Source organism: Azospirillum palustre, from assembly GCF_002573965.1.
Lineage (GTDB): Bacteria > Pseudomonadota > Alphaproteobacteria > Azospirillales > Azospirillaceae > Azospirillum > Azospirillum palustre.
The window spans coordinates 218,646-233,128 of record NZ_PDKW01000038.1 but is presented as its reverse complement, the minus strand read 5'-3'; the positions used below and the strand labels follow the sequence as shown (position 1 = coordinate 233,128).

Genomic DNA, 14,483 nt, shown 5'->3' with positions numbered 1-14,483 from the left:
CCGGTGATGCTTCTCGCGAACCAATCATATAGGCGCCGCCGACGGCTTTTGCCCGCCGGTTCGCTCACCTCAAATCGATGGTACAGCCCATCATCGCGGGATGGCGAAACTATGACGCGCGGCGGTCGGCCGAAATTTCGGGGGACCGAAAGCTCAGTCGCCGTCGCCGGCCGGCAGCGGCTTGGTCACGGTGGTCTGGCGCCGGGTTTCGCGGTGCAGGATGTAGAGGCCGCTCGCCATCACCACGGCAGCCCCGGCGGCCATGGTCGCGGTCGGCACCTCGCCCCACATGAACCAGCCGAAGATGACCGCCAGCAGCAGCGAGGTGTAGTTCAGCGGCGCCACCACGGCCGCCGGGGCCAGCGAATAGGCGCGGGTCAGCATCAGCTGGCCGCAGCCGCCGAACAGGCCGGTCACCAGCAGCAGAAGCCAGTCCATCGGGTCCGGCGTGACCCAGGAGAAGGGCAGCGACAGCCCGAGCAGGACGGTGGTCAGCAGAGTGAAGTAGAAGACGATGGTGTCCGGCCGCTCCGTCCGGCTCAGCTGGCGGATGGCGATCATCGCCAGCGCGTTGGTCAGCGCGCCGCACAGCGCGATGATGGCGCCCAGGTTCAGCACGTCGCCGCTCGGCCGCACGATGATCAGCACGCCGGCGAAGCCGACCAGAACCGCGCTCCAGCGATGGATGCCGACCTTCTCGCTCAGCAGCGGCACCGACAGGGCGGTGAGGAACAGCGGGGCTGCGAAGTTCAGCGCGATGGCGTCGCCCAGCGGCAGCAGGTGGAAGGACCAGAACATGGCGACCATGGTGGTCAGCCCGATCAGCGACCGCCCCATATGGCCCCAGGGATAGCGGGTGCGCAGCGTGGTGGCGAATCCGATGCCGAGATGGATCGACAGGCAGACCGGGATCAGCGCGAACAGGCTGCGGAAGAACATGACTTCTGTCACCGGGAAGCGGTCCATCAGGAGCTTCGCCAGGACATTCATCAGCGAGAAGAACAGCACCGACATCAGCATCGCGGCGATGCCGCGGGGTGTGTTGTCGACGCGCTTGTGTGTGGGTGGGGTGGATTGAGGCGGGGCTGTCACGATGCGCCGAGCCTACCAAGCGCTGCCGCCCGCGTCACGGTGTCGCGACGCGGGCGGTCATGCCGGTGGGGAATGGCGGTGTTGCGTAAACCCGCTTCAGTTGTCCGTCAGGACTGGGCCTTGAACAGGCCGGAGACTTCCGCCTCGGCGCGCAGCCAGTGCTCCTGCTCGCGGCCTTCGGGACGGCCGTCCTCTTCCCAGATCTGATAGGCGCGTTCCTGGATCATGCGGTTGCGGTGGCCGCTCAGCAGCCCCTCGGCGATGTTCATGTTCAGGCGGGCGAGCGAGACCAGCTTGGCCGTCTCGATGGCGCCCTGGGTCGCCAGCATGGTGGTGGACACGACATACTGCGCCAGATTGCGCAGGTTGGCCTTCACCTCCGGCTCCACCGGGCAGTCGCTGTTCAGCAGGACCGTCTTGATGGCGATCCACAGCTTCAGGTTCTGGTCCAGCGTGACGCTCACCTTGTCCGGCGAGTCCGACTCCAGGAGGGCGCCGGCCGCCTGCAGCAGGACGATGCTGTCCTGTTCCACCGACGCGAAGTTGGTGCGCAGGATGGTGTCGGCCCAGCTTTCCACCGGAGCCTCGAACACCGGCGCCGCGGCGGCAGCGGCAGGAGCGGTTGCGGGAGCGGCGGAAGAGGCGGTCTTGCGCTTGGTGGCCATGGTGGGTTCCCCAGGGAGCGTTCGGTCCGCGTCCACTTGAGCCAACCATGTTTAAAATGCGGTTAAGACGCTACCGTTGCGCGCGTTTTCATCGCACCGGACGCCGCGGCACGATGTCCCGGCCTTTTTCGGGCGGTCACGGGCCGCCGAAAGGCAGGCGGTAGTAAAAGCCGAAGACGTTGTTGGTGCCGGCCGCCGGATCGCCCGCCGCGGCGTCATTGACGATGCGGCTGTAGCCCAGGCTGAAGCGCGACTTGTTGTCGAACTCATAGCCCAATTCCAGCTGCGAGCGGAATTCGGTGGTGGGCGCGCCTTCGCGCCGGGCGGTGGGCAGGGTGCCGGCGCCGACGCTGGGGGTGAAGACGAAGGAGCCGAGTGGTACATCGACCAGCACGCCGCCGCTCAGGCCCCCTGAAAGGCCGCCGGAAAGATTGGTCACTGCGCTGCGCGGGGTCAGGCTGCTGCCGGAGGCCGGTCCGATCCAGGGCTGGATGTTGACATAGGGTTCGATCTGCGGGAGCAGCGAAGATCCGATCCTCACCTTGCTGTTCAGGACGGTGAGGTTGCTTTCCGGCGGTGGTTGCAGGCTGTAGGCGAGGCCGCCCAGCGCCCAGTTGCCGAACCGGCCGTCGGCGTCGATCGACTCCGCCCGCGCAACTCCGCCGCCTGTCAGGGCGAACCCGAGCAGACTGGCGGCCAGGACGGCCGGCAGGCGGTTCCTCTGGTGGCTGCTGCGCAGGCGTTTCACGGGCACCCCCTCCCCATGGCCAACTTCACGGCAAATCGGGTCGGACCATGAGGTCCGGCCACTATAACGAAGGGGCGTGGCAACTGACCCATGGTGTATCGGCACTACCCCTAGGATGTCGTCATCGCCATCTGCGTTTCAACCATGAAAGCAGGAGCGGGGCAGGATCATGGTCTGTTATTCTATCGTCATGACCGCGCATCCTGCCGAACCGTCTGCCGGCCGGTGTTCCGCCGCCGGGCAGCAAGAGGAGGCGATCGCCTTTCTCGGCGATCCGCACACCCATGGCGGGCTGGCGGTCGAGCGGATCGACACCCATGCGGCATCGGTGTTCCTGGCGGGGGACCGGGCGCTGAAGCTGAAGCGCGCGGTGCGCTATCCTTATCTCGATTACTCGACGGTCGGGAAGCGCCACGCCGCCTGCGTCGAGGAACTGGCGATCAACCGCCGCACCGCGCCGACGCTCTACCGCGGCGTGATCGCCATCCGCCGCGGGGAGGATGGCCGGCTGCGGCTGGACGAGAGCGGGGGGGCAGGCGAAGCCGTCGACTGGCTGGTGGCGATGGCGCGCTTCCCGGACGAGGCGCTGTTCGACCGCATGGCGGAGCGGCAGGCGCTGACCCCCGCCCTGATGCGCCGTCTGGCCGAGCGGATCGCCGCCTTCCACCGCGAGGCCGCTCCCCGGCCGGATGGCGGCGGGGTGGAGGCGATGCGGGAGGTGGCCGACGGCAATGCCGCGGATCTGCGGGCCGCTCCGGAGCTGTTCCCCGCAGCGGTGGTGGAGCGGCTGGCGGAGCGCACCGGCGATGCGCTCGACCGGCTGGCACCGGTGCTGGAGGGGCGGCGGCGGGCAGGATTCGTCCGCCATGGGCATGGCGACCTGCATCTGCGCAACATCGTCCTGCTGGACGGCGAGCCGACCCTGTTCGACGCCATCGAGTTCGACGAGGCGCTGGCGGTGGCCGACGTCTTCTACGATCTCGCCTTCCTGTTGATGGACCTGGATCACCGCGGACTGCGGCCGTTGGGCAATGCCGTGCTGAACCGCTATCTGGAAGAGACGGGCGATTACGCCGGGCTGGCGGCGCTGCCGCTGTTCCTGTCGCTGCGGGCGGCGGTGCGGGCCAAGGTGTCGGCCGCGGCATTGCGGCTGGAGGGGGCGGCGGACGAGGCTTTGGCCGGGGAGGCGCGGCGCTATCTGGAGCAGGCGCTTGCCGTGCTCGACCCGGTGCCGGCGCGGCTGGTCGCGGTCGGCGGGCTGTCCGGCAGCGGCAAGACGCGGCTGGCCCAGGAGATCGCGCCGGAGCTGGGACCGCCGCCCGGTGCGGTGGTCCTGCGCAGCGACGTGCTGCGCAAGCGGCTGTGCGGGGTAGCCGATGCGGACCGGCTGCCGGCCGAGGGGTATGGACCGGCGATGACGGAGCGGGTCTATGGCGAGCTTTACCGGCGGGCCGCGGCGGTGCTGGCCGCCGGTCAGGCCGTGGTGGTCGATGCGGTCAGCGCCCGGCCCGACGAGCGCAACCGGATCGCGGCGGTCGCGGCCGGGGCCGGGGTCCGCTTCGACGGCATCTGGCTGGAGGCACCGCTGTCGGAGCGGGTGGAGCGTGTGACCAATCGTCGCAACGATGCCTCCGACGCCACCGCCGAGGTGGTGGAACGGCAGGAATCCTACGATCTGGGGACCATCGGTTGGGCGCGCCTGGATTCTGGCAGGGTTGCGTCGGATGTGCTGGACGACGCCCGTGCAAGCTTGGCCTAATTCCAGGTGAGACAACGCGTTAAGGGCCATATCCTAAAGGTCGGCGGCCTCCGCCCCGGGCCGCGGACCGCAGCGACGACGGGGCAAATGACGGCAAGGGTAAGAATCGCCCGCCACACCGGCGGGTGGGCTGCCGCCGTCCGGGAAGGGCCGCTCGAACCGGTCCGGGAGGAGTCCATGACCTACAAGACCATCCTTGTGCCGCTGTGCGGCAGTGACAACGATCCGGTCGCCCTGAAGGGCGCGGTGGCGGTGGCGCGGGACTTCGACGCCCACCTCGTCGGCCTGTTCGTCCGCCTCGACCCGCGCGATGCGGTGCCGATGCTGGGCGAAGGCATGTCCGGCGCCATGGTGGACGAGATCATGCGCGCGGCGGAGACGGAGTCGAACAACCATCGCGCCGCCGCCCGCCGCCATTTCGACACCGCGGTCGCCGAGGCCGGGTTCGAGATCCGCGACGTCCCCGGCGGGGTCGAGGCGCCGTCCGCCTCCTGGCGCGAGGTGATCGGCCGGATCGAGGACGTCGTGCCGGCGGAAGGCCGCCTGTCCGACCTGATCGTCTGCGCCCACACCTCCATCGAAGCCGACACGCAGGGCTACACCACCATGGAAACGGCGCTGCTGGGCTCCGCCCGGCCGGTGCTGCTGGTGCCGAAAAACCTGCCGGCGGAGATCGGCCACACCGTCGCCGTCGCCTGGAACGGCAAGACGGAGGCGACGCGCGCCGTCGCCGCGGCTCTGCCCTTCCTGCGCAGCGCCGACCGCACCCATGTGCTGACCGCCGAAACTTCGGTTACCGAGGGCGCGACAGGACGTCGCATTGCCCAATATCTCGCTTGGCAAGGGGTTAACCCGGAGTTAACTGTATTGCATCCGGGATCGGAACCCGTTGGGGAGACGGTCACCAAGAAAGCCGTGGAGCTGGGCGCCGACCTGCTTGTGATGGGCGGCTATGGCCACAGCCGGATGCGGGAAATGATCCTGGGCGGTGTCACGCGCTACGTGCTGAACCACGCCGGGCTGCCGGTTCTGATGGCTCACTGATTTTTGCCGGTCTTCGGCCGCGCGGTTTCCCCGCCGCCTTCAGTTGGCGGGGGTCCGTGCGGCTCCGGCATTTGCAGGGATGCCGTTTCAAGCAGGACCGTTTTCCGACCCTGCCAGCAGGGCAGTCCGGCCGTTCCTGGGAGGAACGCGCCATGTTGACGATCAAGGACTGCATCGCGCTGAGCGATCTCACCGAAGCCGAGATCGACGCGATTGCCGAACACGAACATGTTCCGGAAATGGTCGCCGTGGAGATGGGGCATTGCCTTGCCCATTGCCCCGGCGGGGCCGACCGCATCGCCCACATCATCGCCGATGACATCGCGGAGGCCTGCGCCCACGGACAGGTTACCCATGCGGTGGATCTGATGAACACCCTGCGTGAATTCGTGGAAACGCACCCGCGCGGGTAAAGGTGTAAGGCCATGCCGAAAGGGACGCGGCCGGGAACAGTCCGGCCGCGACGGGGTTCTATTGGAAACCGTTCACCATGCTTTCAGAACGATTGCCCTCAATTGCCAAGGACCCCGACGATGGCCAGCAAGACCACCGGTACCCAGGCCGACATCTTCGCCCGCATCAAGACCGACCACGACACCATCCGCAGCCTTCTGGACAAGGCCGAGAAGGCCAATGGCAGCGGCCGCGCCGTGTTCGAGGACCTGCAGCGCGAGCTGTGGGCCCATTCGAAGGTGGAGGAGGGCGTCTTCTACGCCTCTCTGAAGAAGGTGAAGGAAGCGAAGTCGGAAACCGTCGAGGGGCTGAACGAGCATCACCTCATCAACGGCCTGCTTGACGAGCTGAACGCGATGAAGACCACCGACAGCGGCTGGAAGGAGAAGCTCCAGGTGCTGGGCGAACTGGTCCGCCACCACCTGGACGAGGAGGAGGAGGAACTGTTCGAGGAGGCCAAGGAGGCTCTCGACGACGGCCGCGCCGCCGAACTGGGCAGCGCCTATGCCGAGCGCAAGACGCACATCATGGCCGGTCTGGCGCCGCTGTAAGAGGATCTCCCTCTCCCGGAGCGGGAGAGGGCCTGCATAGTCCCGTTCGGTTGCCGTCGGCCTGCAAAGGGGCCATATCAGGGGCCTCTTTGAATTGGCCGGCGGTATCGATGTCCAGGCGTGCAAGCTCCAACTGTGCAAGCATCGGGCGGGTGTTTTCCCGGCGAGGGATGCGGTTCGGCCATGCCGCGCTGGCGGCGCTCGCCCTTGGACTATCCGCCCTGATGACTCCCGCAGCCGCAGCACCGGCTCAGCCGGCGAAGGAACTGGCGCAGAAGACCTGCGGCACGCTGGCCGCGCGCGTCGACGAGGTGTCTGGGCGCGGGCCGCTGTTCCTGCGCAGCTACGACAATTCCTATGCGCCCGGTCCGACCTCGGAGCCGGCGCTGTCCAATGCCGCCTTCACCTACGACAATGCGCTGGCGATCATGGCGCTGACCGCCTGCGGCCAGCGCGACAAGGCGTTGCGCATCGGCGAGGCGCTGCTCGACGCCGTGTCGCTCGACCGTGCCGGCTGGAAGGGGCGGCTGCGCAACACCTATCGGGCGGGCGCGCAGAAACAGCGGCCGATCCCGCCCAACGGCTGGTGGGATGCCGTCGGCAACCATTGGGGCGAGGACACCTATCAGGTCGGCACCGCCACCGGGAATGTTGCCTGGGCCGGGTTGGCCCTGCTGACGTTGGCCGACGCCACCGGCGAAAAGCGCTTCCGCGACGGTGCCGCCGAACTGGCGCGCTGGGTTGTGGAGCATACCCGCGACCCGCGGGGGCCCGGCGGCTTCAACGGCGGCGTCCAGGGCTTCGACGACGCGCCGCAGCCGCTGACCTGGAAATCGACGGAGCACAACACCGATCTGGTCGCGCTGTTCGCCTGGCTCGGCAAGAATCCGGGCGACGATTTCGCCGGACCGGAGCGTGAGGCGCGCGCCTTCCTCGACACGCTGTGGACGGCGGGCGGCGACCATTTCCCCATCGGCACGGCGCCGGACGGGGTGACGATCAGCACCTCGACCTCCGGCCTCGATGCGCAGCTCTGGCCGCTGCTGCTGCCGAAGGCGCCGGAAGCGTGGCGGGCGGCACTCGCCTATGCGGAGCGCGCCCATGGCGCCGATGGCGGGTTCGACTTCAACGACGACCGCGACGGCATGTGGGTTGAGGGCACGGCGCAGGCGGCGCTCGCCTACCGCAGCGTCGGCCGCCGCGGCGATGCCGACCGGCTGTTTGCTGAGATTTTGAAGGAAGTCAGCCCCGGCGGCTATCTCTACGCCACCCGGCCGCAGGTGCTGTCCACCGGGCTCGCCATCGGGCCGGACAGCAAGACCGACGACTTCCTCTATTACCGCCGGCCCCATCTGGGCGCCACCGCCTGGGCGGCGCTGGCGGCGCTGGGCTGGAACCCCTTCACGGGGAAGAGCGTGCCGTAACCGCCTATCCGTGGAAATGCTCGTAGAGCTTCCGCGCAATCGCCTCGCTGATGCCGGGGGCGGCCTCCAGATCCTTCAGTCCGGCGGATGCGACGGCGGTGGCGCTGCCGAAATGATGCAGCAGCGCCTTCTTGCGGGCCGGGCCGATGCCGGGGATGCCGTCGATGCGGCTGTGCGAGATCGCCTTCATGCGGCGGGCGCGGTGGCTGTCGATGGCGGTGCGGTGGGCTTCGTCGCGCAGCCTTTGCAGGAAATGCAGCACCGGATCGTTGGGCTCCAGCGTCAGCGGCGGCTGGCCGGGGCGGAAGAAGCGCTCGCGCCCGGCGTTGCGGTCCGGCCCCTTGGCGATGGCGACCAGCGGGATGTCGGTGATCTGGAGCATCGCCAGCTCGTCCTTCACCGCGTTCAACTGGCCGAGCCCGCCGTCGATCAGGACGAGGTCGGGCCACTGGGCAGAATCGGGCCCGGAATCGCGGCCAGCATCGCTGCTGCGGTGGAAGCGGCGGGTGAAGGTCTCGCGCAGCATGGCGTAATCGTTGCCGGCGGCGTCGGGATCGCGGATGTAGAAACGGCGGTAGGCATTGCGCTGGAACCCCTCCGGCCCGGCCACCACCATGGCGCCGACCGGGAAGGAACCCTGGATGTGCGAGGTGTCGTAGATCTCGACCCGGCGCGGCGCGTCGGGCAGGCCGAAGACGCGCGCCACCCCCTCCAGCAGCGTCGCCTGGGTGGAGCGCTCGGCCAGCCGGCGGCCCAGCGCGTCGCGGGCGTTGGTCTGCGCGTGTTCGACCGCGCGGCGCTTCGGTCCGCGTTTCGGGCATTCGACGGCGACGTGGTGCCCGGCGGACAGGCTCAGCGCTTCCTCCAGCAGCTCCGCTGACTCGACCGGGTCGCTCAGCAGCAGCAGGCCCGGCGGCGGGGTGTCGGCATAGAGCTGGGCGGCGAAGGCGGCCAGGATGTCGCCGGCCTCCTCCTCGGCATCCACGCGCGGGAAGAAGGCGCGGGTGCCCTGGTTGCGCCCGCCGCGGAAGAAGAAGGCCTGGACGCAGGCCGCACCGCCGTCCCGGTGCAGGGCCAGCACGTCGGCATCGCCCAGCGTGTCCTCCAGATTGATGTCCTGGCGGCTTTGCAGCGCGGTCAGGGCGCGGATGCGGTCGCGCCAGCGGGCGGCGTCCTCGTATTCCAGCCGGTCGGAACTGTCGAGCATGTGGCGGGCGAATTCCGCCTGCACCTCCGCACTGCGGCCGGACAGCACGTCGCGCACGCCCTGGACCTGGGCGGCATAGTCCTCTTCATCGACGCGGCCGACGCAGGGAGCGGAGCAGCGCTTGATCTGGTGTTGCAGGCAGGGCCGGGTGCGCGAGGCGAACACCCCGTCGTCGCAGGTGCGCAGCAGGAAGGCGCGTTGCAGGGCGGCGATGGTCATGCCGACCAGATGCGGCGAGGCATAGGGGCCGAACAGGTCGGACTCGCGGCGGTTGCCCTTTCCCGATGTGCCGCGCCGCTCGGCGCTGCCGCGGTGATGCATCAGGCGGGGGAAATCATGCCCTTTACCGATGACGATGTAGGAGAAGGAGCGGTCGTCCTTCACCAGGATGTTGAAGGGCGGCAGCAGGCTGCGGATCAGGTTCGCTTCCAGCAGGAGCGCCTCTGCCTCGGTGTGGGTGGTGACGAACTCCATGGAGCGGGTCAGCGACACCATCCGCCGGGTGCGGTTGGGCAGCCCGTCGGTCCGGGTGTAGCTGGCCACCCGCCGCTTCAGGTTCTTCGCCTTGCCGACATAAAGGACCGACCCGTCGGCCGCCAGCATCCGATAGACGCCGGGCGTGTCCGGAAGGGTCGGCAACTGGGCGCGGATCACGTCCGCTCCGCTGCCGGGCACCCCGTCCATAAGCTCTCTCGTTCCCGCAAAGATCCGATTCGCCGCTTACCCAAGCAGTAGAACGGAACGGGACCAAGAGACAAGAATCGGATGACGCAATTCCGACGGGGTGCCGCAGGACCCTGCCATGCGGTCGGGAGGCCGGTCAGCCGCCGAAGACGGTGTTCAGCTGGGCGCCGACGCGGACGAAGGTGGTGCGTTTCGGCACTTCCTTCAGCCGGGTGGCGCCGATGTAGGTCATCATGCTGCGCACGCCGCCCATGATCTCCTGCATCGTGTTCTCCACCGGGCCGCGATAGGGGACATCCACCGTCTTGCCTTCCGACGCACGGTAGGAGGCGACGCCGCCGGAATATTTGTGCATCGCGGTGTCGGACGACATGCCGTAGAAGGTCATGGCGACCGGCACCCGGTTGCCATCGCGGTCCTCGTAGCGGATTTCGCCCTCGCACTCGTCATGGCCGGCCAGCATGCCGCCCAGCATGACGAAATCGGCCCCGGCGCCGTAAGCCTTGGAGATGTCGCCCGGAACGGTGCAGCCGCCGTCGCCGCAGACCTGCCCCTTCAGCCCGTGGGCGGCGTCGGCGCATTCGATGATGGCCGACAGCTGGGGATAGCCGACGCCGGTCATCTTGCGGGTGGTGCAGACCGAACCCGGCCCGATGCCGACCTTGACGATGTCGGCGCCGGCCAGCAGCAACGCCTCGGTCATGTCGCCGGTGACGACGTTGCCGGCCATGATGACGGCGTCCGGATTCTCCTGGCGCAGGCGGGCGATCACCTCGACGAAGCGCTCGGTGTAGCCGTTGGCGACGTCCAGGCAGATCTTCCCCACCGGCGCCTTGGTCTTCACCGCCAGGAACTTGTCGTGGTCGGCCTCGGCGATGCCCATCGAATAGAAGACGTTGGACAGGGTGGCCGATTCAGCCTCGGCCCGGAAGAAGTCGGCCAGCTCGTCCGCCTTGTAGTGCTTGTGCAGGGCGGTCATCGCGCCGAAGCGAGACAGCGCGCGGGCCATGCCCATGCTGCCGGTGACGTCCATGTTGGCGGCGATCAGCGGGAAGCCTGTCCAGTCGCGCTGGGTGTGCAGGAAGGTGAAGGTCCGGTTGACATCCACGTCGTTGCGGCTCTGCAGCGTGCTGCGTTTCGGCCGGATCAGCACATCCTTGAAGTCGAGCTTGAGGTCGCTTTCGATGATCACCGCACACCTACTCATCTCTGTTGGGTGGGCCAACCGCTTTTCATCGGGCCCAACATCACAGAGTGGAGGCGATGACGCGGTTCGGCAAGCGGCGTCGGGGCCGCGGCAGGGGTGCCGCGTTTGAAGCTGTTTCGCTGGAACGAGGGGTATCCGCCTACTCCTCCGCCTCCTCCCCGTCGCCGTTGGCCGCGTCGCTGCCGTCGGCGACATGCACCTGGCAGTCGGCGTTGCCCAGCACCTCCATCAGCTCGGCCGGCGGCAGGCGGTCGGTGAACAGCGCGTCGAGCACGCTGACGTCGGCCATGCGGATCATGGCGTTGCGGCCGAACTTGGTGTGGTCGGTAACCAGGAAGACCCGGCGCGAGCTTTCGATGATGGCGCGGGCGACGCGGACTTCCTGCTCGTCGTAGTCCAGCAGGTCGCCTTCGCTGTCGATGCCGCTGATGCCGATGATGCCGATGTCCACCTTGTAGCGGCGGATGAACTCCACCGTCGCCTCGCCGATGATGCCGCCGTCGCGCTCGCGCACGAGGCCGCCGGCGATGGACAGGGCGAAGTTCGTGTTCTTGTGCAGGATGGTGGCGACGTTCAGGTTGTTGGTCAGCACCCGCAGCCGCTTGTGGCCGAGCAGGGCCTGGGCCACCGCCTCGGTCGTCGTGCCGATGTTGAGGAACAGCGAGGCGTCCTCCGGCACATGGCGGGCGACCAGTTCGGCGATGCGGCGCTTTTCCTCCGCCATCAGGGTCTGGCGGGTGGAATAGGCGATGTTCTCCACGCTGGACGGCACGGTGACGCCGCCGCGGAAGCGCCGGACGGCCGACTGGCCGGCCAGATGCTCGATGTCGCGGCGGATGGTCTGCGGTGTGACGTCGAAATGTTCGGCCAACCACTGGATCTGCACCATGCCCTTGGCATGGACCAGGGCCACGATTTCCTGCTGGCGGCGTTCGGCGTCCAGGCGCGCATCCATCGGTGGGCTGTCTCCGGTCTCGAAAGGGTCGTGAGTGAATCAGATGCGCGCGATGGGTCAAAGCGAAAAGCGCCGGCCCCGTCGGCGTTCATTCCGGCTTGGTTCCCAACCTCATTCCAGGCGGGCCGGGCCTGGTCCGGCACCCGGCAAGACCTACGTCCCCGTACGGTTGATATGTACGCCCGATATTGTTCGTAGCACAAGCATGTTTCTTTACGAAAATGAACGCGCATGCTATGAGAGGATCCACGCGGTTCCGATGTCTGCCCGATGGCGTCAGCCCGATCAGGGTTTGCCGCGACTGACGGCTGTCGCCGCCATCCTTCAAACTTGTCGCGACGCTCAACGGTCCGGCCTGCCGACATAAAGATAACGTATAGGAGAGGGATATGACGCAACTGACGCCAGCCGGGGGGCGGCGAAGTGTTCGGCTCGGCATTCAGGGGCGGCTGTTTCTGGCCTTCGGCGGGGTGGCGATGCTCGCCGCCTTCGCCAGCGTGATGGCATGGTGGTCGCTGACCGAGACCGGGCGCTCGATGGGCGAGATCGGCCGCAGCAGCGTGCCGGCCATCGTCCGCTCGCTCACTCTGGCGAAGGACAGCACCGCGATCGCCGCCGACGCGCCTGCGGTGGCGGCCTCGCGCGATGCGGCGGAACTGACGGAGCGGATGGACGGCCTGACCAAACGGCTGGCGGGCCTGCGCGACCGCATCGGGGCGATGCGGAGCCAAGCCGGCGGAGGAGCCGGCGGCATGGCCGCGGATGCGGACGCGGTCGCCAGGCTGCTGGAGCGCATGGGGGCTGCACTCGACACGCTGGGCAAGCGCACCGCCGAACGGCTGGCGCTGGAGGAGAAGCTCAACACGCTGGTCGCCGACGCGGTGATGGCGCACGAGGATTTCACCGATCTGGTGGCACCGCTGCTGGAGGTGTCGACCCTGTCGGTCAACAATGTGGTGGGCGATCTGGCCGCCGCGCAGGCGGTCGAAACCGCAACCGGGCTGGGCCGCCGGCTGGCGCAGGAGGAACTGCCGGTCATCACCCAGCTGATGAGCGTGCAGGCCAACGGCAACCTCGCCTTCGGCATGATCGCCGCCGCCTCCAGCGTGCCGCATGGGGCGACGCTGAACAACATCCGGTCGAAGTACAATTGGGCGCTGCTGCGCGTCGACAACGCCATCGCCGCCTTGCCGAAGGACAGCCCGGACCGGCCGTCGCTGGTGAAGGCGCGCGACGGGCTCGCCGCTTTCGGCGGCGGTGCCGGCAGCGTCTTCCGCCTGCGCGACGAGCAGGCGCGTATCACCGCCGACATCGAAAGCGCACTGACCGAGACGGTGCGGCTGACCACCGACCTGAACGGCACCATCGATGCCGTGGTCGCGCACCAGCAGGAGCGCACCGATGCCGATGTGACGCGGACCGAAACGGCGATTTCCGGTGCGGTCGCGGTCCAGGGCGGCGCTGCGGCGGTCGTGGTGCTGTCGAGCCTGCTGATCGCCTGGTTCTATGTCCGCAACCGGCTGACGCGGCGGCTGATGCGGGTGATCGACGCCATGCGCGCCGTGGCCGGCGGCGATCTGGCCGCCGACGCCGCGGTGGGTGGGCGCGACGAGATCGCCGAGATGGCGGGGATCGTCGGCGTCTTCCGCGACAAGAGCGCCGAGATCGCCCGCTTGCAGGAGGAGCAGGATGCGATGAAGCAGGCGGCCGACGCCGAGCGGTCGCGCACCATCCAGTCCATCGCCGCGAGCATCGAGGCCAGCGTGAAGGAGGCGTCACGCCACATCGGCACCGCATCGGCCGACATGCGCGAGGCGTCGGAGGGGATGTCCGCCACCGCCGAGCAGACCTGCCGCCGCATGACCGACGTGCGGTCGGCGGTCGCCGACACCGCGACCAACGTGCAGACGGTGGCCGCCACCGCCAGCCAGCTTTCCGCCTCCATCGGCGAGATCACGCGGCGGGTCGGCGATTCCAGCCAGATCGCCCGCAGTGCGGTGGCGGAGGCGCGCAGCACCAACGACCTGATGGTGGAACTCGCTGCCGCCGCGCAGAAGATCGGCGACGTGGTCGGCATGATCAACGCCATCGCCGGGCAGACCAACCTGCTGGCCCTGAACGCCACCATCGAGGCGGCGCGCGCTGGCGATGCGGGCAAGGGCTTCGCCGTGGTGGCGGAGGAGGTGCGCAGCCTCGCCGGCCAGACCGCCAAGGCGACGGAGGAGATCGCCCAGCAGGTTCAGGCGGTGCGCACGACGGCACAGGGAGCGGTGTCGGCCATCGACGACATCGGCCGCACCATCAGCCGCATCGACGAGATCACCGCCATGGTCGCCGCCGCGGTGGAGGAGCAGTCCGCCGCCACCGACGAGATCGCGCGCAGCATCAACCACGCCTCCGACGCGGTGCAGAGCATCGCCGACACGGTGGTGTCGGTGGACGATGCGGTGAACCGCACCGGCAGCGCCGCCGCCCAGGTGGTGGACGCCACCCGCGCGCTTTCGCAACGGTCCGAAAGCCTGAGCGAGGATATCGACCGCCTGCTGGGCCGCATCCGCGCGGCGTGAGCCGGTGGCGGGGAGGGGAGCCGGATCAGCCTTATTTCCGATAGGAAAGAAGCTCGATCCGGCGTAGCCTCAAAAACATGATCCGTTGAACAAACATTTTCCTTTTCAAACGCGAACGAACATTCTA

Annotated in this window: 12 protein-coding genes; 6 read left to right on the top strand and 6 right to left on the bottom strand. The window is 68.3% G+C overall.

Annotated features, from left to right (window positions below; all coding sequences use genetic code 11):
- Positions 1 to 153: 153 nt before the first annotated feature.
- From CRT60_RS04845 to CRT60_RS04835, 3 genes are all read right to left on the bottom strand, one after another.
- Entirely contained in the window at positions 154 to 1,092 is a 939-nt protein-coding gene (locus CRT60_RS04845; protein WP_098735318.1) for a DMT family transporter, read from the bottom strand.
- Positions 1,093 to 1,199: 107 nt separating this feature from the next.
- Positions 1,200 to 1,757 carry a DUF2934 domain-containing protein gene (locus CRT60_RS04840; protein WP_098735317.1) on the bottom strand — a complete coding sequence of 186 codons (558 nt, stop codon included), beginning with the start codon at positions 1,755 to 1,757 and terminating at the stop codon, positions 1,200 to 1,202.
- A gap of 136 nt (positions 1,758 to 1,893) precedes the next feature.
- Positions 1,894 to 2,505, bottom strand: a complete 612-nt coding sequence (locus tag CRT60_RS04835; RefSeq protein ID WP_244592274.1) for a hypothetical protein — start codon at positions 2,503 to 2,505, stop codon at positions 1,894 to 1,896.
- A gap of 169 nt (positions 2,506 to 2,674) precedes the next feature.
- Here CRT60_RS04835 and CRT60_RS04830 point away from each other — a divergent pair, with 169 nt between their 5' ends.
- From CRT60_RS04830 to CRT60_RS04810, 5 genes are all read left to right on the top strand, one after another.
- Positions 2,675 to 4,264, top strand: coding sequence for a bifunctional aminoglycoside phosphotransferase/ATP-binding protein (locus tag CRT60_RS04830; RefSeq protein WP_098735316.1), 1,590 nt, complete (start codon positions 2,675 to 2,677; stop codon positions 4,262 to 4,264).
- 177 nt (positions 4,265 to 4,441) lie between these two features.
- Positions 4,442 to 5,308, top strand: coding sequence for a universal stress protein (locus CRT60_RS04825; RefSeq protein ID WP_098735315.1), 867 nt, complete (start codon positions 4,442 to 4,444; stop codon positions 5,306 to 5,308).
- 152 nt (positions 5,309 to 5,460) lie between these two features.
- Positions 5,461 to 5,721: a hypothetical protein gene (locus CRT60_RS04820; protein ID WP_098735314.1), complete on the top strand. Its 261-nt coding sequence runs from the start codon at positions 5,461 to 5,463 to the stop codon at positions 5,719 to 5,721.
- Between the two features lie 120 nt (positions 5,722 to 5,841).
- Positions 5,842 to 6,312, top strand: coding sequence for a hemerythrin domain-containing protein (locus CRT60_RS04815; RefSeq protein ID WP_098735313.1), 471 nt, complete (start codon positions 5,842 to 5,844; stop codon positions 6,310 to 6,312).
- A 224-nt stretch (positions 6,313 to 6,536) separates the two neighbouring features.
- Entirely contained in the window at positions 6,537 to 7,736 is a 1,200-nt protein-coding gene (locus CRT60_RS04810) for a hypothetical protein (protein WP_244592273.1), read from the top strand.
- A gap of 4 nt (positions 7,737 to 7,740) precedes the next feature.
- Here the strand turns inward: CRT60_RS04810 and uvrC are convergent, their stop codons facing one another.
- The 3 genes from uvrC to CRT60_RS04795 form a co-directional block, all read right to left on the bottom strand.
- Entirely contained in the window at positions 7,741 to 9,627 is a 1,887-nt protein-coding gene (gene uvrC / locus CRT60_RS04805) for an excinuclease ABC subunit UvrC (RefSeq protein WP_098735311.1), read from the bottom strand.
- Positions 9,628 to 9,763: 136 nt separating this feature from the next.
- Positions 9,764 to 10,819 (bottom strand): GMP reductase, encoded by a 1,056-nt coding sequence (locus CRT60_RS04800; RefSeq protein ID WP_098735310.1) that lies wholly within the window; start codon positions 10,817 to 10,819, stop codon positions 9,764 to 9,766.
- Between the two features lie 154 nt (positions 10,820 to 10,973).
- Entirely contained in the window at positions 10,974 to 11,789 is an 816-nt protein-coding gene (locus CRT60_RS04795; protein WP_098735309.1) for a DeoR family transcriptional regulator, read from the bottom strand.
- A gap of 389 nt (positions 11,790 to 12,178) precedes the next feature.
- Here CRT60_RS04795 and CRT60_RS04790 point away from each other — a divergent pair, with 389 nt between their 5' ends.
- Complete coding sequence (locus CRT60_RS04790) at positions 12,179 to 14,356, top strand: methyl-accepting chemotaxis protein (RefSeq protein WP_098735308.1); 2,178 nt, start codon at positions 12,179 to 12,181, stop codon at positions 14,354 to 14,356.
- Positions 14,357 to 14,483 lie beyond the last annotated feature (127 nt).